The sequence below is a fragment of the Pilimelia terevasa genome (genome assembly GCF_014647915.1).
GTDB classification, from domain to species: Bacteria; Actinomycetota; Actinomycetes; order Mycobacteriales; family Micromonosporaceae; genus Pilimelia; species Pilimelia terevasa.
The window spans coordinates 1-19,753 of sequence record NZ_BMQC01000010.1 but is presented as its reverse complement, the minus strand read 5'-3'; the positions used below and the strand labels follow the sequence as shown (position 1 = coordinate 19,753).

The 19,753-nt window shown below is 69.2% G+C and carries 16 protein-coding genes; 7 read left to right on the top strand and 9 right to left on the bottom strand.

Annotation, left to right across the window (positions count from 1 at the left end):
* Positions 1 to 21: 21 nt before the first annotated feature.
* Positions 22 to 1,074 carry a M28 family peptidase gene (locus tag IEY75_RS14555; RefSeq protein ID WP_189114890.1) on the bottom strand — a complete coding sequence of 351 codons (1,053 nt, stop codon included), beginning with the start codon at positions 1,072 to 1,074 and terminating at the stop codon, positions 22 to 24.
* 472 nt (positions 1,075 to 1,546) lie between these two features.
* Between IEY75_RS14555 and IEY75_RS14550 the strand changes: the two genes are divergently transcribed.
* From IEY75_RS14550 to IEY75_RS14530, 5 genes are all read left to right on the top strand, one after another.
* A complete protein-coding gene (locus IEY75_RS14550; RefSeq protein WP_229789717.1) occupies positions 1,547 to 2,827 on the top strand; it encodes an ATP-binding protein in 1,281 nt (426 codons plus the stop codon).
* Positions 2,828 to 3,000: 173 nt separating this feature from the next.
* The gene (locus IEY75_RS14545; protein WP_189114889.1) at positions 3,001 to 3,258 is read left to right on the top strand and encodes a hypothetical protein; all 258 of its coding nucleotides are present in this window, start codon (positions 3,001 to 3,003) and stop codon (positions 3,256 to 3,258) included.
* Complete coding sequence (locus IEY75_RS14540; protein WP_229789715.1) at positions 3,255 to 3,887, top strand: DUF2637 domain-containing protein; 633 nt, start codon at positions 3,255 to 3,257, stop codon at positions 3,885 to 3,887. Before IEY75_RS14545 ends, IEY75_RS14540 begins: the two co-directional genes overlap by 4 nt.
* Positions 3,888 to 4,742: 855 nt before the next feature.
* Positions 4,743 to 5,273, top strand: coding sequence for a hypothetical protein (locus IEY75_RS14535; protein ID WP_189114888.1), 531 nt, complete (start codon positions 4,743 to 4,745; stop codon positions 5,271 to 5,273).
* A 48-nt stretch (positions 5,274 to 5,321) separates the two neighbouring features.
* The gene (locus IEY75_RS14530; RefSeq protein WP_229789713.1) at positions 5,322 to 7,709 is read left to right on the top strand and encodes an AAA family ATPase; all 2,388 of its coding nucleotides are present in this window, start codon (positions 5,322 to 5,324) and stop codon (positions 7,707 to 7,709) included.
* An 83-nt stretch (positions 7,710 to 7,792) separates the two neighbouring features.
* Here IEY75_RS14530 and pheT read toward each other — a convergent pair whose 3' ends face one another.
* The 8 genes from pheT to IEY75_RS14490 all read right to left on the bottom strand — a co-directional run bounded on the left by pheT (position 7,793) and on the right by IEY75_RS14490 (position 16,038).
* Positions 7,793 to 10,210 (bottom strand): phenylalanine--tRNA ligase subunit beta, encoded by a 2,418-nt coding sequence (gene pheT / locus IEY75_RS14525; RefSeq protein ID WP_189114887.1) that lies wholly within the window; start codon positions 10,208 to 10,210, stop codon positions 7,793 to 7,795.
* Positions 10,211 to 10,221: 11 nt separating this feature from the next.
* On the bottom strand, positions 10,222 to 11,286 hold the full coding sequence (locus tag IEY75_RS14520) for a phenylalanine--tRNA ligase subunit alpha (RefSeq protein WP_189114886.1): 1,065 nt from the start codon (positions 11,284 to 11,286) through the stop codon (positions 10,222 to 10,224).
* 101 nt (positions 11,287 to 11,387) lie between these two features.
* Complete coding sequence (locus tag IEY75_RS14515; protein WP_189114885.1) at positions 11,388 to 12,116, bottom strand: phytanoyl-CoA dioxygenase family protein; 729 nt, start codon at positions 12,114 to 12,116, stop codon at positions 11,388 to 11,390.
* A complete protein-coding gene (locus IEY75_RS14510; protein ID WP_189114884.1) occupies positions 12,113 to 12,658 on the bottom strand; it encodes a DUF4254 domain-containing protein in 546 nt (181 codons plus the stop codon). The genes IEY75_RS14515 and IEY75_RS14510 overlap by 4 nt, the downstream gene beginning before the upstream one ends.
* On the bottom strand, positions 12,655 to 13,560 hold the full coding sequence (locus tag IEY75_RS14505; RefSeq protein WP_189114883.1) for a glycosyltransferase family protein: 906 nt from the start codon (positions 13,558 to 13,560) through the stop codon (positions 12,655 to 12,657). Before IEY75_RS14505 ends, IEY75_RS14510 begins: the two co-directional genes overlap by 4 nt.
* A 116-nt stretch (positions 13,561 to 13,676) precedes the next feature.
* Positions 13,677 to 14,513, bottom strand: coding sequence for a class I SAM-dependent methyltransferase (locus IEY75_RS14500; RefSeq protein WP_189114882.1), 837 nt, complete (start codon positions 14,511 to 14,513; stop codon positions 13,677 to 13,679).
* On the bottom strand, positions 14,513 to 15,244 hold the full coding sequence (locus tag IEY75_RS14495; RefSeq protein ID WP_268244356.1) for a phytanoyl-CoA dioxygenase family protein: 732 nt from the start codon (positions 15,242 to 15,244) through the stop codon (positions 14,513 to 14,515). The genes IEY75_RS14500 and IEY75_RS14495 overlap by 1 nt, the downstream gene beginning before the upstream one ends.
* Before the next feature lie 59 nt (positions 15,245 to 15,303).
* Positions 15,304 to 16,038, bottom strand: coding sequence for a hypothetical protein (locus tag IEY75_RS14490; protein ID WP_189114880.1), 735 nt, complete (start codon positions 16,036 to 16,038; stop codon positions 15,304 to 15,306).
* A gap of 177 nt (positions 16,039 to 16,215) precedes the next feature.
* On the opposite strand from IEY75_RS14490, the gene IEY75_RS14485 reads away from it, so the two are divergent.
* On the top strand, positions 16,216 to 19,293 hold the full coding sequence (locus tag IEY75_RS14485; protein ID WP_189114879.1) for an orotidine 5'-phosphate decarboxylase / HUMPS family protein: 3,078 nt from the start codon (positions 16,216 to 16,218) through the stop codon (positions 19,291 to 19,293).
* Positions 19,290 to 19,691: a GNAT family N-acetyltransferase gene (locus tag IEY75_RS14480; protein WP_189114878.1), complete on the top strand. Its 402-nt coding sequence runs from the start codon at positions 19,290 to 19,292 to the stop codon at positions 19,689 to 19,691. Before IEY75_RS14485 ends, IEY75_RS14480 begins: the two co-directional genes overlap by 4 nt.
* The last annotated feature ends 62 nt before the right edge of the window (positions 19,692 to 19,753 follow it).

The window sequence follows — 19,753 nt, the reverse complement described above, 5'->3', positions numbered from 1 at the left end:
GCGACTTCGCGCCGCGGCGGGCTACGCCGGCGGGCTCGCGCCCGGGGCGGCGCGGGGCGGAGCCGGCCGGAGGGTGGACGGGGCCGGGCGTACGTCGCCCTTGACGTACGCCATTGGCAGGCGGCGGAGTGCCCCGCGGTCCGTGGCGAGCCGCCAGGCGGCCCGGACGGCCGCGCCGGTGGCGACCCGCAGGACCCGCGGATCCACATTGGTGAGCCTGTCGCACCTGCGGTGGTAGCACGGGTCCGGCCCCGAGGTGATACCGCCGACCGGGATGCCGTACGCCCCGAACGACCAACTGTCGGTGTCGTGCGGGTTGGCGATCCTGCGGGTCGGCAGGTGCCGCGCCGCGAAGTACCCGGCCCAGAGGCGCCCGATCACCGGGTGCCGGTGGTAGACGTCCCAGCGGACGGTGCGCCGCGCGCCGACCATGTCGAAGTTGAGGTACGCCCGGATCGCCGCCCGCCGCCGCGGACCCAGCCGCCGGGCGTAGTACGCCGAACCGACCAGGTCCTCGGCCTCCTCGGCACCCCACCAGCCCAGCCGCAGGCGCGCCGCGGGGCGCAGCCGCGCCCGGGCCACCGCCAGCGCGACCTCCAGGACCGCGGCGGTACCGGACCCGTTGTCGTTGATCCCCGGCCCCGCCGGCACGGAGTCGAGGTGGGCGCCGAGCATGACGACCTGCGTCGGGTCGCCGTACGGCCAGTCGGCGACGACGTTCCAGCCCGCGGCGCCGTCGTAGGTGAACCGCTGCACGTTGACGGTCCAGCCGGCCCGCCGCAGGACCGTCGACACGTACGCGACGGAGGCCCGGTAGCCGGGGCTGCCGTGGGCGCGGTTTCCGCCGTGGGCGTCGGCGATCCGCTGGAGTACCCGCAGATGGGTCATCGGGCGCGCGCCGGCGGCGGAGTGGCTCGCCGGGGCGGCGTCTCCTGCGGCCGGCGGGGTGGCGGCTGCCGGCGCCGGCGGGGTGGTGGAGGAGACGAGGACGCCGACCAGGGCCGCACGCAGGGCGATCCTGGTCGGCCGGCCGAGGGCGGCGCACGCCGGGCGGGCGCGACGGAACAGTGGCATGGGCGCACGGTACGGCGCGCCGCCGCTGTCCCGGCGCGGCCGCGCCGCGGGTTCCACCGATGGGATACCCGCGACCGGTGTCCTCGAAGCCGACGACCTGACCGTCATCGGCCGGCGACGACGTCTACCCAGGGAACGGGCGAGGGCTTTCGGCCTTTGCGGCAGACGGGCGTGAGGGCAGCTGTAGGAATGCAGGAAACCGATGACGGAAGCTCGCTGCGAACGCGCACATGCACGGCGTCGACAGCCGCTTCGCAGACGGTGGGAAGTGGGCCGAAGGCGTCACCATGCGAACACCACCACCACGGTCAACGGTGACCTCATTTCCCTGCCCGTGGTGCGTCCTGCCCGGCGCGGCAATGCCGGAGAGTGATAGCGGACAGCATCTCCTCGAATTTGGGTAGTCATTGGGTCTCTGATTTTGGTAGTTTAATTCCTCGGATTTTGGTACTCCAGGGACGCGAGGGCAACTGTGGGCGGCACACTCGACGAAATCGCGACCCGGCGCGTGTCTGCGCTGCTCGACGGCCTACTCCAAGTCGAGCCGGTCATCGCCCTGCACGGCCCTCGTTCCGTGGGCAAGTCAACCGTACTGAGGGCGCTGGCCGCTGCCCGCGGCGTGCCCGTCCTGGACCTGGACGATCTAGGGACTCGCGATGCCGTCGCGGCCAACCCGCAGACGGCAGTAGGGGCGGCAGGCCTGCTCTGCGTGGATGAGTACCAGCACGCCCCGCAGATCCTCGACGCCCTGAAGGCTCGCCTGAATCGTGAAGGCACACCGCCAGGCACCGCCGTGCTGACCGGATCCACCCGCCAAGACGCGCTGCCCCGCACTGCGCAGGCCCTCACCGGCCGGCTGCACACCATGACCATCTGGCCGCTGTCGCGCGGGGAAACCATCGGCGTCGACGAGGACCTCCTGCCAGCCTTGCGAGCCGACCCCGATGCGGCCGTCGCCGCCCACCCGTCGTCAACCACCACCCGGACCAATTACATCGACTGGTTGTGCGCCGGAGGATTCCCACTGGCTCTGCGCCGCAGCGGCGCCGCACGAGATCGGTGGTTCGACGACTACATCCGCCAATCCTTGGAGCGAGACGCCATCGAACTGGTCCGGGTACGCCAACGAGACATGCTGCGCCAACTGTTGGGCCGTCTAGCAGGGCGCACCGGCCAGGTGCTGAACTTGACCAGCGCGTCTCAGGGCCTGACCGGTGAACGCAAGACCGTCGAACAGTACGTCCGACTTCTCGAAGACCTCTTCCTCATCGAACGCCTGCCAGCCTGGGGCAAGACGCTGCGCGCACGGGCCACAGCATCCCCGAAGGTGCATGTCATCGACTCTGGAGTTGCCGCCAGGCTCATGCGGATCACCTCCGCCAAACTCGCCACCCTCGACCCCACGGCCCTGGCCGAGTTCGGGCACCTACTCGAAACCTTCGTCGTCGGCGAGCTCCGCAAGCAGGCATCCTGGCTGGACCAGGCAGTCACCATCGGGCACTGGCGCACCCACGACGGCGACGAGGTCGACTATGTCATCGAGTTCGATGACGGCCGCGTCCTTGCGTTCGAGGTCAAAGCGAACGAGCGCGTGCCTGGTGCTGACCTCAAGGGACTCCGAACGCTACGCAACGCGCTCGGCGACAGGTTCGTCGCCGGAGTGGCGCTGAGCACCGGACAGCGCTCGTTCACTTACGAAGACCGCATCCACGTCATGCCCATCGACAGGCTCTGGAGACCGATCAGCACGTAAGGCAGACAGGGCCCCTGCCCGCCGGCATGACCATCGCCGCGACACATCGCGGGTTGATCATGACATTGCCGATATGTGGGCCGAAGGCGTCGCCATGCGAACACCACCACCACGGTCACGGGTGACCCGATTCCCCTACCTATGGTCGGCTCTGCCCGGCGGGGTGGTGCCCGATGAACGACCCTCTCACCCGATTGCTAAAGATCGACCTGTTTGCCGAACAAGTGAAGCATATGGCCTTCGCCGATCCGGCGATTGCGATGCACAGCAAGATCGTGACAGAGATGATCCGTCAGCTCCACCTCGCGCTGGCGGGTCCGGACCCCCAGATCCTCGACGAGGTCTACACGACGGACGAGGGCTACGCGATGTTCGTGCGGGTGATGCGCCTGCTGAACCAGTTCCTGCCGCCCGAGGACCGTCGCCGGTGAGCGGCCCGACCGTGCGGTCGCGGCGTCAGGGCGACAGGTTGCAGATGTCCGCTGGTCTCACGGTGGTGGGGCTGGCGGGCATCGCCGCGGCGATCTCGTACGGGCACATGGCGGTGTTGGCCGAGCGGCACGGTGAGATCGGCTGGCGGGCGCACATGTTCCCGCTGTCGGTGGACGGGCTGGAGATCGTCGCGTCGATCGTGCTGCTGGCTGACCGGAGGGCCGGTCGACGCTCGGGCTGGCTGCCGTGGGCGGCGCTGGTCGCCGGCACCGCTGCCAGCCTGTCGGCGAACGTGGCGGTCGGCGGGTCGGACTGGGTGGGCAAGGCGGTCGCCGGGTGGCCCGCGCTGGCGCTGCTGCTCGCCGTAAAGCTGCTCTTCAGCCTCCTCGACAACGGGCCCGGCGGCGAGGTGGCTCCCGACACGCGTCCCGCCCCGGAAGCGGCGGTTGCCGGGACGGCGGCCTTGTCGCCCAGCCAGTGGGTGGGACGAAGTATCAGCACTCGTCCCGGGATCACGGCTGGCGAGGTCGCCGTCGAGTTGGGCGTTTCGAAACGGCACGCCCGCCGCTTGCTGGCCGCCCACGCACCCCACGATTCAGCTCTGCATTCTCACGACGCCGTTGACTGAGCCGTCCGGAGGGTTCGTCTCGAAGGCTATCGGTACCTCTGGAGTTCGGCGCGACGTCACAATCGGTGGCGATAGCTCACCTTTGGGCGTCCGCTCTCGCCGCATCCAGGCTGTGACTTGCGTCACTCAATCGCCGGACCCACCCGTACCTACCCGGACTGAGGCGCACCCACCCGGACGCGATCGGACAGTCGACCTTCGCACCCCCGCCGACCTGCGGAAACAGTGCCTTCCCAAGGGTAGGTGATCGAGCTACGCTGATCAATCACAGGCCAGGTCTAACGCCACCTGCCCGAGCGCCACGAAGCGCCGGGGTGCGCGTAGCCAGCCTCGATCTAGCCGGCCTCGCCGGCCTGTTTGCCTTCGCCGCACCACCAACAGCGGCGAGCTACAGGCGCCGACCGGCAACTGTCGATCATCAGCCAACACCGGGCTGCGTTACGCCTGCGCTCATACCCCGGATCCACGACGCTGCCCTGGCGATGCCGGGGCAGTCCCGGCCGTCGACAACACCATAGTGACCAACCACTCACGGCCTCCGCTGCTGCAGCCCGTCCGGCCCGGACCACTTCACCAGCGCCCCAAGCGGAGCGCCGTTGACCCGAGTACGGGTTATCGGAGAGTCGGCTGTGTTTGCACGACAAGAGCTTGGATTCGCTGGCGACTCGGTCTGAATGCACTTAGACTCGATATTCCACTCTGGCCTGTGGTCGCGCGCGGAAGGTAGACTCCTGGTTCCGGTGCGGCGACGGAACGGAGTTTGAGGTGACGGTCATGCCGGCGCTAAGGGCAATGGCGACAGTCGACCACCAGCCCGGCGCGACGCGGGCGGCAGTGTGGAACACGAACAGGTCGGTGGGCGACGACTTCGGTGTGTCTCATGGCAACGCGGTTGTCGTCGATCTAGAGCGAGATCCGGAAGCCACGGCGAAGCTCGCCTCGCTCACGATGAGAAGCGCCGTGGTGTTGACGCCGGGGTCAACCGTCACTGGGTTGCCGTGGAACGGCTCAGTACTCACGGAAGCCGACATCACTGAGTTCGTGGCTGAGACGCAAGAACATCAAGCCGATATCTTGGCCGCGGTCAATCGCTATCGCAAACGCGTGAAGAGCAAGATCGTAGACCCGAGCTTTCCGGTAGTTCCGGCGAAGCGCCGGGCTTCTGGCGCCCAAGACACGCCCGAGCAACGCGCGTTGGCAACCGCCAACTTTTTGGCTCTGGCGTGGGCATTCTGGCTGGCTACCGAGAGCGAGCGTCAACGACGCACGGTGCATCCAACTACCGGCGCGACACCGTGGATGATGCCCGGTGACCTGAACGCCGCTGAGATCGCCGAGTTCCCGCCCCGCTTCGCGCAGCGCGTCTACCTCGTCAGGACGAGCTGAGCCTCGTAGCGCATCAACGTCACCCCACAGACCGACCGGAGCGATGTGTTGTCCACAGCCACCATTGTCCGCACTGATGAGTTCGAGCGCGCCCTGCACGTCCTCGACAGTGGTGGTCACCTCTTCCTGACAGGGAAGGCCGGTACGGGAAAGTCGACCCTGATTCGTCATTTCATGGCGCATACCGATCGTCGGGTCGTGGTGGCGGCGCCTACCGGGATTGCCGCACTGAACGTCGATGGCTACACGATCCACCGCCTTTTCGGCTTCGGCACGACTACCTCGCTGGACAAGATCCGGAGCGGCAAATCGCGCCCCGGCGGGAACGTCAAGGTCATCAACACGCTGCAGACGCTGATCATCGACGAAGCTTCGATGGTGCGTGCTGACCTTTTCGACATGATGGCAGCGACACTGGAACGGTACGGCCCTCAACCGGGCGAGCCTTTCGGGGGCGTTCAGATCGTACTTGTCGGTGACCTGCTGCAGCTACCACCGGTGGTCCTCGAGGCAGAGACTGAGCACTTCACCACCCGCTACGCCACTCCATACTTCTTTTCCGCTGATAGCTTCGATCGAGAAGCCTTTCCGACGATCGCCCTGACGACTGTGTTTCGGCAGGTGGGCGACCGGCGTCTCACCGATGCCCTCAACGCCATCCGCGAAGGCAGCCTGCTGACGGATGTGGAGGCGTTGCTCAACGCACGAACCGATCCCGGGTTCGAGCCACCCGATGACGACCTCTGGTTGACGCTCGCCCCGACAAACCGAAGCGTGCGGGCCCGTAACCACGAACGTCTCGTACGCCTGGAAGGCGAGAAGTACACCGTACATGCGGTCCGGGCCGGAGACCTGGACGACTTCGAACCACCCGCCGACGAGGAGCTGTCCTTCAAGGTCGGCGCCCAGATCATGATGCTCAACAACGACTCGGGCGGCCGCTGGGTCAACGGCACCATCGGTCGAATCGAAACCGTCAGCTACCACAACGGTGAACTCGTCGTCAGTGCCCAGTTTCGCGACGGTACATCCGCGGAGTTCGGGCCGCACACGTGGGAGGTCACCAGGCCGGTCGCCGACGCTGGCTCCTTGCGCAATGAAACCGTCGGAACCTTCACTCAGCTTCCGTTCAAGCTCGCCTGGGCCATCACCATCCACAAGAGTCAAGGCCAGACGCTCGACCACCTGGTCGTAGACCTGGCCGGCGGCGCGTTCGACTTCGGGCAGGTGTATGTGGCACTTAGCCGCTGCACCTCGCTCGACGGGCTCGTCCTCACTCGGCCCGTGCGCGCCCGGGACCTGAAGACAGACCGCCGAGTACGACGCTTTCTCCGTGAAACTTCCAATCGGAGCGGCCGGCAGCGGTACTGCGGCATCGGAGTCCTCACGGTTGGCCGGGACGGGATCGTCGACCGGCGCCGCCCGATAGAAGTAGCCGTTGCCTTCGATGACGGCACCGCGATCAGCACACTCATCAACCCCCAACGCGACCTCGGCGACGCGCGCACGGCCTACGGCATCGGTGTCACCGACATCCTGCTTGCACCCACACTCGCGCAAGCATGGGCGACCCTCGGTCCGCTGCTGGAAGGCTTCACCCCAGTGGGTGTCGGCACGGACGAGGTGCTGTCCGCGCTCGAAGGCGAACTCAAGCATTTCGACGTCGTGGAGCCGTTCCCGGTCGGAATCGACCTCCCACCCGGCGTCCTCACATCTCAGGAACGCCTCGGCCTTCAGGCTGGCAACGCACTCGACCGGGCCAGGGCAGCTCTGTCCGTCTTCACGAGGGTGGGTGACACCGATTCCGACGATGGGGGCTTCGGTGAATATGGTGCTGGCGACGCCTGCGGCTGTCTCCTCCTGACCCGTGACTCGGCTGTGACATCACCGAACTCACCCACCCTGCCGAATCTGTCCGCGCTGCTGCACATCGGACGTGCGGTCGGCGCTGTCCTCCGTGACGGCGCCACCACGGCGGAACCAGCACCCGACAGCGCTGGCGCGGCCCTTCCCGAGCCGATTCGGCACGCGGTCGAACAGCAGCTGACCTCGGCGATCAACGCCGCGGTCAGCATCCCATCAGACCTAGCCACACGACTCAGAGCCGTTGACCGCCTCCTCGGAACCGCCGTCGCGGGCATCGCCGAGGGTCGGATGGGCGCCAGTGCCGACCACGCCACGCTGTTCGTGCCTGGCGCCCGGGTGTGCTTCACCGGCACGGTCATCGACCGCAGCGGCACCAAACTATCCAAAGACGACTTGCGCAAGCTGGCCGAAGCCTGTGGCCTGATCTGGGTTGAGTCAGTGACCAAGAAGAAGTGTGACGTCCTCGTTGTCGCCGAGGCTGGTACCCAGTCCGGTAAGGCCAAAGCCGCCATCAAATGCGGCACCCCGGTCGTCCTCGCCGCTGACTTTCTCGCCAGCATGTCGCGGTGATCTGACCTCCAGCTTTCGGGCGCAACGGCCGGCCTCTGCCGTTGGCCGCGCGCCGTACTCTTGCTTGAGACAGCCACCGGGAATTAGCTCTCGCGCAGGCGGGCGCCGTGGTTCGTTGCAAGCGCATCGAGGACCTTCTGACGGGCTCTCCCGATGTCGTCAGCGGTCGGTGTACGGTCCGGCACCTGAATCGCCACGCGGAGGCTCAGCGAGCGGTGATCGGCGGGGACCCATTCGCCGCGGAACTCGTCGAGGTAGGCGACGCTGTGAACCGGCGGGCCGACGGCGCGAGTCGTGGCGGCTATGCCGTGCCAGGTGACTGTGTCTGAGACGACGACGGAAAGGTCGAACTCGGAGTCGGGGTGTTCCGGTAGCTGCCGGTATGCATTCTCGCGGGTGGTGTACGCGGTCAGGGCACCGAGGTTGATCTCGAAGGCCGCGACGTGGACGTCGATGCCGGCGGTGCGGCGAACCCGATTGGTGAGAAGCCCCAGCGTGCCGACCTGACGGCGACCGCTCATGATCGCCAGGCGCGCTGACTGGTCGGCCCAGGTGTCGGTACCGGGAGCCAGGTCCAGGTCGAGGTCGGTGAGGTGGGCGTGCCGAGCGAGGGAATCGAGGATGCCTTTGGCACGGCGGAACAGGATCACGCCGTCGCTGCCGGTCAGCGCCGCCGCGACGTGGCCCTGCGTGGGCGGCAGGTGTTCGGCCGGCCTGCCGTCCTGGGTTGCGCTGTCAGTGCGGAAGACCGTGCCGACCTCGTACACGCCGAACTCGCTGCGGTAGCGCAGGTTGCTGGCGACGGCTTCGAGCAGGCCGGGGATTAGTGACGGGCGAAGGCTGTCGCGGTCCGGAGCTGGAGCACCCTCGATCCTGACGGTTGCCTGCTTGTCGTGGCCTGTGGCGGCTAGCAGCGCGTCGCTGGTCCACGGGTAGGTGACGACCTCGCGCAGGCCGGCGCGGGCGAGCTGCTCGCGTACGACGCGGTCGAGTGGCTTGGCGTTCAGGTCCCGAACTCGTCGCAGGGCGACAGCTAGGCCGGCGGTTGGGATGGTGTCGTAGCCGCGGATCCGGGCGACCTCTTCGATGATGTCGTGGGGTCCGCTGATGTCGCCGGTGGAACGCCACGTGGGGGCGGTGACCTGCAGGTGTCCGTCGAGTTCGAGGACCTGGAACCCGAGTGCCTCCAGCGGTCGTGCCACTTCGTGGGCGCTCAGTGGTTGCCCGATGCGGGTCGACAGGTAGTTGAGGTCGGTTGCGACAGTGGCGGGGTTGGTGGTGGTGTGGGCGACGTCCTGGCTGGCGTGCAGGCGGACGTCCGGTGCGGTGTCGGTGAGCAGGCGCAAGAACAGTCCGGTGGCGGCGTCAACGCGCGGGGTGTCGAGGTCCTTCTCGAAGCGCGCCGAGCCTTCGGTGCGGATGCCAAGCCGCTGGGATGCGCGCCGGATTGGCTGGGGCAGGAAGTTCGCGACTTCGAGGACGAAGTGGCGGCTGTCGTCGGTGACGGCGCTGGCGGCGCCGCCGATGACCCCGGCGACTGCCACAGGGCCGTTGGCGTCGGTGACGATCGGGGTGCCAGGGTCGAGTTCGCGGGTGTGTCCCGCGATGAGGTCGACCTTGATCGGGGCGTCAACGGCCCGAACACCCAGCGGGGTAGTGATGCCGTCGGCGTCATAGACGTGGGTGGGCTGGCCGACGGCGAGCATGACGTAGTTGGTCAGGTCGACGCACAGGTTGCGGGGGTTCTCGCCGATGCGGGCGAGCCGGGAGCGCATCCACAGCGGCGCGGGTCCGAGCTGGTCGAGGTCGAAGGACACGGCGAGGAAGCGCCGGCACAGTGCAGGGTCGAAGTCGCCCAGCAGGCCGTCGGTCGCTGGTGGCAGCGCGTGGGTGGGCAGCGGGTTCAGCGACAGGCCGTAGATGGCGGCCAGCTCGCGGGCGATGCCGTAGTGGCCCCACAGGTCGGGGCGGTTGGTGAGCGACTTGTTGTCGATCTCCAGGACCCAGTCGTCGTACCCGATCGCCTCGGCCAGCGCAGTGCCGGCCGGTACGTCGAGATCGGCGGCGTCGAGCAAGGCAGTGTCGCCGCCGGCGAATAGGTTCTGCACGCCGAGGTCTGCGGGACAGACGAGCACGCCCTGACTGTCGATGCCCATCACCTGGGGGACGGCGACCTCGCGGAACTGGTCGCCGCCGCGTGGCGTCAGGCGGGCGCCGGGCAGCGCGAGGGCCAGGACCCGACCCGGCATGAGGTCGGTGACCCGGCTGGCCACGCTCAGCGGCGTGCCCGTGCCGATGTCGCAGGTCAGCCGCACGCCCTTGTCGCCCAGCGGGACGACATCGCTGACGTGGGTGACGACGACCTGGTGGAGTCGTTCGCTGGGGTTGGTCCAGGCTTCGACCTCGACGGTCTTGAGGGTGAGGTCGTGGGCGAGGGTCTTGATGTCGAGGTCGGCGGGCAGGTCGACGTAGTCGCGTACCCAGTCCAGGGAGATCTTCACGAGGGCCTCTCTCAGGCGAACTGGGTCAGGAAGCGCAGGTCTGCCGAGTGGAACAGGCGGACGTCGTCGATGCCGTAGCGCATCATCACCAGCCGGTCGAGGCCGACGTTGACGTAGAAGCCGGTCCACTCGTCGGGGTCCAGGCCACCGGCGCGCAGCACGTTGGGGTGCGGGGCGCCGCCGGGCATGACCTCCAGCCAGCCGACCTGTCGGCAGGTGCGGCAGCCTTGTCCGTCGCAGACCTGGCAGCGCATGTCGATCTCGAAGCCGGGTTCGACGAACGGGAAGAACCCGGTGCGCATGCGGGTTTCGACGGGCTTGCCGAAGACGGTGTCGAGGATGGTGTCGACCAGGAACTTGCCGGCCGTCAGCGGAATGTCCCGGTCGACGATGAGGACCTCGTACTGGAAGAACGCACGCTCGTGCCGGGCGTCGGTCGACTCATTGCGGTAGACGCGGCCGGGGTAGACAAACCGGAACGGCGGCTCGTGCTCACGCATGTAGCGGATGCTCGCGCCAGTGAGGTGCGGGCGCAGACAGAGCCGCTGGGCGCCGGTCTTGCCATCGGAGCCGGCGAGCCAGTACGTGTCCATGGACTCGCGCGCGGGATGGTCGGCGGGGAAGTTCATGTAGTCGAACTCGAACAGCTCGGAGGAGATCTCCGGACCGGAGTAGACCTCGAAGTTGAGCGCGGCGAAGGCGTCGTTGAGGTCGTACATCAGCTGCACGGTCGGGTGCAGGCCACCCTCACCGCCGGCGACCAGCAGGCCGGGCACGGTGACGTCGAATGGCTCGGTCAGCGCGGGCTCGGAGTCCAGTAGCGCCTCCTGGCGCGCGGCGAGGGCCTCCTCCAGCTCGCCTTGGGCGGCGCCGACCGCGGCGCCGATGGTCTTGCGTTCGGCGGGTGCCAGGGAGCCGATGGTGCGTCTGAACGCCAGCAGGGTGCCCGAGCGGCCCAGAAACTCCCGGCGCACGTCGTCCAGCGCGGCCATGGTGGTGGCCTCGGCGGCGGCGGCCATGGCCTGCTCGCGCACGGCGGCGAGCCGTGTCAGCAGGTCGGCGTCGGGGCTGGTCATCGGGTGTCACATCCGCATCGTCAGACGGAATTGTCAGGGAGCTGAGCTGTAGCGCAATCGTAATCGGCGGCGGCCGGGCGCAGGTTCCGCCTCGGGTGGCGTCAGCCGGTGGCGTAGGGGTCGGTGAGGCCGAAGATCGCGTTGAGTTCTGGCCTGGCGGCAGCGCGCGACCGGACGTACCGGAGGAACTCCGGCGAGAACTCCTCGCCCGGGAAGGTGCGCATCCACGGCACGGCGTACACGAACCACAGGCCCAGCCGCGGATGTACCGACGGGTTGGCGGTCGCGGTGTGCCGCAGGTTGGCGTGGAAGAGCAGCATGTCGCCAGGATCCAGCTCGACCGGCACGCCGTCGGGCTCGCCGCCGTCGTGCGCGCGGTGGGTTCCGGGGAAGACGCGGGTGGCGCCGTTGCCCGCGCGGGTCGGCGTGAGGGCGAAGGTGACCTTGACCATCAGGGTGGACTGGTGGTGAGGGACGCCGGGCAGATGGGCGACGTCGGAGTGCGGGCCGGTGTGCGCTGCCGTGCGGGCCGGCTTGACGTGGCCGTAGGAGCAGATCAGGCGTGGCGTGGTGCCGGCGAAGACCTCGCGCAGGCTGCGGACGAGGGCGGGCTGGGCGGCGAGGTCGGCGAACAGCGGATCCCGCTGCACGAGGCGCCCCACCATGAGCTGGTTCGGCACAGGTGCGCTCGGCGGCGGGAGCTGCGCCACGAGGGCACGACGCAGCCGCTCGACCGCCGCCGGGTCCAAGGCGCCGCGGATAACGCCGAAGCCGTCGGCCCGGAAGGCTTCGCCGAAGGCGGTGAGTGGATCTGTCGTCGCGGTGGTCACGGCTGGCTCCTTCGGGTCGAGGTGACGAGGGCGCGCAGCCTGCGGCGCTGGCGTGGCAGGTCCGCCTGGTCAGCGCGTCGGTAGACCTTGATGCCCACGCGTGGGGGCAGGACCGCGACGCCGCGGCGGGCGTGCGCGATGAGCTGGTTGGCCGTCTCGGCGAGGTGGCTGGAGAGCGCCGCGAGGTGGCCGGGATCGGTGGCGGCGACGGCCTCGTGCTTGAGGTCCAGGATGATCAGCCGGTCGCAGAGTTCGCCGATGGTCTCGCTGTAGTAGCGGCTGGCGCCGTCGCCGGGGCGGTAGTCGACGCGGGTGTCGATGGCGGTGATGAGGCGGTGGCGCCGGGCGTTGCTGCTGTCGATCTCGGCCTTGAGGACAGCGAGGCGTTCGGGTGCGGCGTCGCGGTCGCGACTGGCGTCCTCCAGCCGCCACTGGCGCCGGTGCACGGTATTCAGGTCGGCGAGGAGGTGCCGACCGAGGTCGAACTCGGCGGCGAGGCCGGCGACGATGTCGTACGGCCGTGCGGGCTGGGTGGGGATCATGATGCGGTCGCTCCTTCGGGAGGCGGTACCTGGCGCGTGGGGAGCTGACCGGTGGCGATGCGTTCGGTGGCTGCGCGCAGTACCGGTTCCCACTGGTCGGGTTCGGGTTGGAACAGCAGGTGGGCTGCGGCGTACCAGTCGGTCGGGGCATGGGATGTTCCCCACCGCCAGTCAGGTTCGTGCCGGAGGCAGATCAGGGTGGGCACGCCGAGAGCGCGCGCCAGGTGGGCGGTGACGGTGTCTGCGGTGACGACGACATCGCAGGCGGCGATGACCGTGGCGGTGTCGGTGAAGTCGGTGATGCCGGGGTCGCGGACGCCTGGCGGTAGGGCGCGGATGTCTCGGCGACGGTGGATGGTGACCACGTCGGCGCCCGGAAGCCGGGTGAGCAGGCGGCATGCCCGAGCGGGAAAGGATCGTCCGGGGAATCCGCGACGTGGTGTGCTGCGCCAGGCCACGCCCACGGTCAGCCGTCCGGGCGCCCGCGCGACCGCCGGGGCGGCCAGGTACGCGTCGGCCGGCTCCGGGCGCAGGGACGGTAGGCGTGCCGGGAGTGACATGAGGCGTTCCCACCTCGTGCCTGGTCCCCAGATGGCGGCCCGCGCGCGTGACTTGGCGAGCACTGTCACGCCGGCCAGCGGCGGCGCCTTTCGCACGGCGGGAAGTAGCTCGTCGTGGATGGCGAGCACGGTGCGGTCGGCCAGCGCGGCCGCCGCCGGGACATGGCGCAGGAACTGGATGGCGTCGCCGAATCCCTGCTCGGCGACGAGGACCAGTTGCTCGCAGCGGCTGCCTTCCCAGCGGGTTACACCCGGCAGCGTGTCCACCGGTCGGGAAGGGTGCAGGTCGTAGAGGTCCCAGCCTTCCCGGCAGCCGGTGGCGCGGAGCAGTTCTACGCCCACCTCGTATCGCTGCTCGGCGGATGGGACGGCGGCGCGCAAGATCTCCGCAGCCTCGGCTCGGCGGCCACCCTGCAAAGCGGTCTGAGCGGCCGACAGTAGCCGCTCGGCGTCGGTGTTCATGCCGTTGCCCCGGGCAGGCGGGCATGGGTAAGCCGGAAGGCGCGGCGGAGCCCCGGCAGGCTGAACAGGAGCCGTTGCCCGGCGGGAAATTGTCGGGTGCAGGCGGTCGGCTGATCCAGCAGCGAGACCTCGGCGAGTACTTCCATGCGTCGGCCGTTGGCGCGCAGGCTGCGGGTTCTGTTCGTCGTCCAGACGTACGGCGGGCGGCCGCCGGCGAGCGCAGGCGGGCGGTTGGCCAGCCGGGCCGCCAGCGGCGACAGGCTGTCGAAGAGCAGGTATGCGCCGGGCAGGACGCATCCGAGCGCGTCGAGGAAGTCGCCGACCGCCGCGGGCCGCTGGTAGGCCAGGAGCGCCTCGCACACCACCGCGACTGGCCCGTCGGCGGGAAGGGCGTCGCCGATCCAGTTCTCGACGCGCAGCGCGTCACCGGCGACGCGGATGACCTGGTCGTTCGGCAGCCATCGGCGACGCAGGTCGATGATCGAGGGCGCGTCCACCTCCAGGTAGCGGCGCGCCAGGCTGGGCAGGCGTTCGGCGCGGGTGTTCAGCCCGACGCCGAGGTCGATGACGGCGCCCAGCGGCTGGCCAAGGCGCTCGGCGAGCGCGGCCAGCCAGGTGTCGATGACCTTTCCCCGGATGCAGCAGCCGGCCCGGGTCGAGGCGTCCACGGACCCGCCGGGCATGACGGCATCCAGCCGCTGCGCCAGGTCGGCGGCGGCGCGGTCGCCCAGGATCGGTGACGGCGAGGCGGCGTCTTCCGCGCGAGCACGCAGGGGCACCAATGCCGTCGCGGCCAGTGCGTCCAGGTCGGCGAGCGTGACGGTGGCGGCCATCATCTGCTCCTCGGGGTCAGCGGCGGGTATGGGAAGTCGTCCTGGTGCACCGAGACGCCGGCCGGGATGTAGAGGGTTGCCAGGCCCATGCGGGGCAGGTCGCTGGTGTTGGCTGCGCTGCGGTGCACCGTCAGGCCGTGGTGCAGCACTGCTTCGCCGGGCGTCAGGGCCACCGTGTGCGCTGCGGACGCGTCGACCAGGTCCTCGGGGAGGTCCAACGCTTGCTGCTGCCCGGTCTGGCGGTGTGGCAGCCGCCCTCGGTGCGAGCCGGGCACGTACTGCACGCCGCCGTTCGTGGCGTCCACCGGATCGAGGGCGGTCCAGCAGGTGATGAGCTGCTGATCCCCGAGGTACGGGTAGTAGGGCAAGTCCTGGTGCAGGCCGAGTTCCAGCCCCACCGTGGGCGGCTTGTGGAACAACAGGCTGGTCAGGGCCGCCGGCTCCTCGCCGAACAGGTCCGCCACCAAGCCGGCGACGCGGGCGCTGGTGGCGTTGAGCCGGAACGCCGGGTTCATGTGGCACAGGTGCAGCGCCACCCGCACGTGCGGGTCGGCGCCAGTCGCGCGGAGCAGGTGCGTCTCCGGAAGCGAGGGCGGCTTGCCGTCGAGGCCGAGGAGCCGCCCAGCGACCTCCTTGAGCATCCGGGCGTGCTCCGGCGCGGATACCCGCCCCACGGCTAGGTATCCGCGCTCAGAGAACGAGCGCCGCTGTTGGTCAGTCAGTCCAGGCACGGTGGAGTCCCTTTCCGCCCGAGGCTCGGGCGAACGCGCAGCAGCGGCGGTTGGCGGGGTTACTTGGCGGGCCAGCTCCAGCTCATGGCCCCGCCGGCGGCGCGCTCGTGCGCGCCCGAGACGACCGCGGTCGCCGCGGCGGGCCAGCTCCAGCTCATCGCCCCACCCGAAGCCCGCTCGTGGGCTCCGGCGACGACCGAATCGGCGGCCGCTCCGCCTGCCGAGGCGCGGGCCAGCCACTCCAGAAGCTCACGGCCCGACTCGTGGTGCTTCTCCTCGTCGGCGCCGATCCCCGCGTACGCCTCGCGGATGTCGCCGAACGGGATGTCCGCCAGCTCCTCGATCGCCGCCGCGGAGTAGCCCTCGTGCACGATGTTGATGTCCAGCAGCGCCGCGAACGGGTTACCTTCGTCGACCGCCGCCATGAGGCTCGCCCAGTGAGCGTCGCTGGCGAGCACCTCGGGCAGCTGGGCGACCTTGGCGTCGATGTCGGCCTGCATGTCCGCCGGCACGAGCGCCCGCAGGATGTCGAAGTGCCGGGCCTCATCCGAGACCTGCTCGGTCACCTGGGCGAGGATGTGTGCCGGGATCAGGTGCGCGCCCCGCGCCAGGACCGCCGAGAGCTGCAGAACGACCTTCAGCTCGTCAACGGCCCGGTCGCCGATCCAGGACCGCAGCTCAGTCTCCGAGATCGCCAGGCTGCCGTCCGGGTGGAAGAACCCCTCCCGGATCTCCTTGCGCACCTTCGCCTTGGAGGCGTCGAACCGCTCTAGCACCGTGTCGAGTGTCGCCATGCTGGCTCCTCCGTCGAGCTGTCAGAACCGGCGGGCGGGTCGCGCCGCCGGACGCCTTCGAGCCTCGCGGCTGGCGGGACGGCTAGAAACGGAGTGCTGACCTACTGTTGCCCTAGTCTTGATGGCGCCGCCGTCACGGGTGGCGGAGCGATGACACATCCGGAGGGGCGCTGACCGGTGACCGCGATCATCAAGTGGTCTGGCCACGAGGCGCGGCTGCTGCGGCAGGCTCGGCGGATGAGCGTCCGCGAGTTCGCCGGCCACCTCGGCGTGAACGACGCCGCCGTTTCGAACTGGGAACGCCGTGGTACGCAGGCCCGGCTGCGCTACAACACCCAGCAGATCTTGGACGCAGACCTCGGTCAGGCCCCGGCCGAGGTGCAGCGGCGGTTTGTCGCGGCGTTAGACGCCGCCGGGCCACCGACCGTGCCGGCGGCCCGGCAGAGCGACGATCAAACGGTGGGCAAGGAAACGCTGGGGACCTGTTCGGCCGCCCGGACCCGACAGCTGCTGGACCTGATGAACGCCGAGACACCCCACCCGCACTACCTGGCACCGACGCACGCGACCGCCAGCCTCGACGGGTTCATCGTGTCGCCGTCGCGGGTGCTGGTGGTCCAGGGGCCAGCAGGATGTGGGAAGACGATGTTCGGTCGGCACGCCGCCGCCCATCTGCGTGGGCGGGCGGACGTGCAGCTGCACTCGGCCCACGCATGGGGCCGCCGTGAAACCGACCTCGCGGTCGAGATCCTTCGCTTCGGCTCCTGCCCCGCCGGGCCCGATGCGCTGCTGACGCTGGAGTCGGAGTGCGGTCGGCTCGAGCAGCCGATGGTGGTCGTGGTGGACGCCATCGGCACGCACGACGAACTCGACGGTGTCGCCCGCGAGATCGACCGAATACTGCGCCAGGTGCTCGATCCGAGGCTGCGGTTTCTCCTGCTCGTACGCACCCCGCCGGGTATCGACTTGTCCTCGCATCCAGTGCTCGCCGCGTCGACCTACGAGTCGAATCCTGGCGGGGCCTCGAGCCACGGTATCGACTCGTGGGGGCTCGACGACGCAGCACAGGTGTGGGACAGAAGCAGGAGCGAGACGGCGCCTGCCTTCAGGCGCCTACCCAAGCCGATTCAGGAGCTTGCCCGCCTGCCGCTGTACCTACACCTCATGCTCGCTGCTGACCGCGACGGGCCGTACCCGGCGAACCCGGCGATGCTGCTCGACTTCTGCAGTCGGGCAATTCTGCGCCGCACCGCCGACGACACCCCGCGGCAACTCGACGCTCTGACGGCTCTGGCGATGTCGCAGCTCCCAGACCTGACGCCTGGTGGTCCGCCGCCCGCCGGGCCGCGTGAAGAGGAGGAGGAACACCCACCGCTCACCCGACGGAACCCCGGAGACAGACTCGACTTCGCCCACGACCTCATGCGCGAGTACTTCCTCACGCGCGGCGCGGTTCGCGAGCTGGTCACCGCCAACCGTGCGGTGGAGCTGATCAACTTTCTGAACCGCCTTGCCGACGCGGCTTCCGCGTCAGCGACCGCCCGCAGCGTCTTCGGGCTGCTGGTCCACCAACTCGACGCGGTGGAGCGCAGCGTGCTTGTTGATGCCGCGCTCTCTGGCGCGATCTCGACGACCACGGCCCTTCCGCTCCTGCTGGAATCCGCGATGCCGGGGTCCGGCTTCACCACCGCCGAAGTCCTCCGCCGATGCGCCCAGCGATGCGCGCAGGAGGACGCACCGGACCTCGTCCACGCGCTCATGCGGAACCCGGCCGTGATCGAGGCGCTCGGAGGCGACTTCCCGCGCTGGCTGCTCGGCCTGCTGCGACGATTCCGTACCGCAATCTGGTCCGACATCCTCACGCTCATCGAGAGTCGCCCGGACGCTGCCCTATCTCAGGATCTACTCGGGGCAGCGCAGTTCGACAACGCCGACGAGGCCAGCTTCTTCGCCCGCTTCTGCTATCTGTTTGCCGCCGACGAACTGCCGCCGTATGCCGACGGCCTCGCCGGCCATTCGGCCTGGCGCGTCCGGGCAGCGCTCGCCGACGGCCTCTGCGACAGCCGGACTCGCCGCACCCAACACCGTCAAGCGCTGATGCTGGCCCTGGCACGAGACGCCGACTACAAGGTGCGTGCCGCCGCAGCAAGCGCCGAGCCAGGACTGGCCCTGGAACTCGTCGGCGACGAGAACTGGCATGTGCGCTCGTGCGTGCTTCGCGGGCTCATGCAGGGCCTCACCAGCACCATGACCGCCGGTGGCGGCGGAACTGTCGAAGCCGTGCTCGCGGCGATCGGCGCCGACACGTCATGGCGGCACGCGCCTTTCCATTCCGCCGTCCTTGCCAACCGCCTCGCCCTCGCGGCGGGTAGCCATCCGTCAGGCCCGACTGAGGCAGCCCTGTTCGGGCTCCTCCGCGAGATCCGCACCGGATGGACGTCGCTGCCACCGGCGATTCATGATCAGGTAATCCAACACGGGCATGCCAGCACCGACCCCGTGGCCAGGGCCGAGGTACTCGCCCTCGACGTTCACCCGCCGCGCGAGACCGCCGAGCTGCTGGGAGGCGACCTTCGCACTCGCAGCTCGGCGTACCGACGACTTCGTGGCGCCCGGGCGGTGCAGGTGGCGCTTGACACCACGGACCTGGACCACGCGATTCGCGTCGCCCGTGCCGCCGCCAGCGCAACCCTGCCGCTCATCGAGGTTGGCGACCCCCTGATCAAGGCGGTTGGCATGGCCGCCGTCCGTGCGATCAAGGCAGCCGGGGACGCGACGGTGGTGGTGGAGATGATGTCCGCCGATTGGGGCCGGGACCAGGTAGTGCTGGCGGCTGAGGCCGGCGCGGACGTGGTCCTGCTCATCGGCCCAGCGAGTGTCGCCAGCGTCGCCGCGGCGGTCGGCGCCGGCCGGCGTCTCGGCGTCCCGATCGTGTTGGACGTCCCACCGAACGTCAGCTCATCCTGGATCCGAGACATGGAACGAGCTGCGGTCGACGGCCTGGCCGTGACCACGAACATCGACCTCGGCGTCGGAGGCGTCGACCCGCTCGCCGCCGCCCGAACGCTACGAGCATGGACGCAGCTGCCGGTCTCTGTTTCCGGTGGGTTCAGCCCCGCCGACAACGCCGCGCTCGCCAGCCCCGACTGGGACATCCTGATCGTCGGCCGCAGCGTCACCGAGGCCGTCGACCCCGCCGCTGCCGCGGCCCGTTTCGCCCAACACGTCGCCGCCCATCACCGAGGAGCCCGATGAAGATCTCGCCTATGCGTCAGGAGCACATCGCGGAGGTCATCGAGCTGATGAGCCTCGGTGAGCCCTACATCCGGCCTCGCACGGCCTCTGACTACTGGCTCTACGCGAAGCTGTTCTCCTCGACCTGCCCGCTCGCGTTCGTCAACGACCAGCTGGCCGGCGCGGTCTTTGCCTTCCGCAGCCAGGACGATCCCACCGACGTCTACATCCAGGACGTCATGGTCCACCCCGACCACCGCCGCCACGGCATCGCATCAGCACTGCTCACAGGGGTTGGGGACCAAGCCCGCGGCTGGGGCTGCCAGCGCCTCTACTTGACATCCGAGCCGGAAAAGGGTCTGCTGCACCAACTGGTGACAGTTCTAGTCAGGCGGCCTGACTGGCCGGTGGAGTCATGATGGTCTCGTACTCGATAGGGGTCAACCGGGCCAGCGACCGTTGTCGTCGGCGCCGGTGGTAG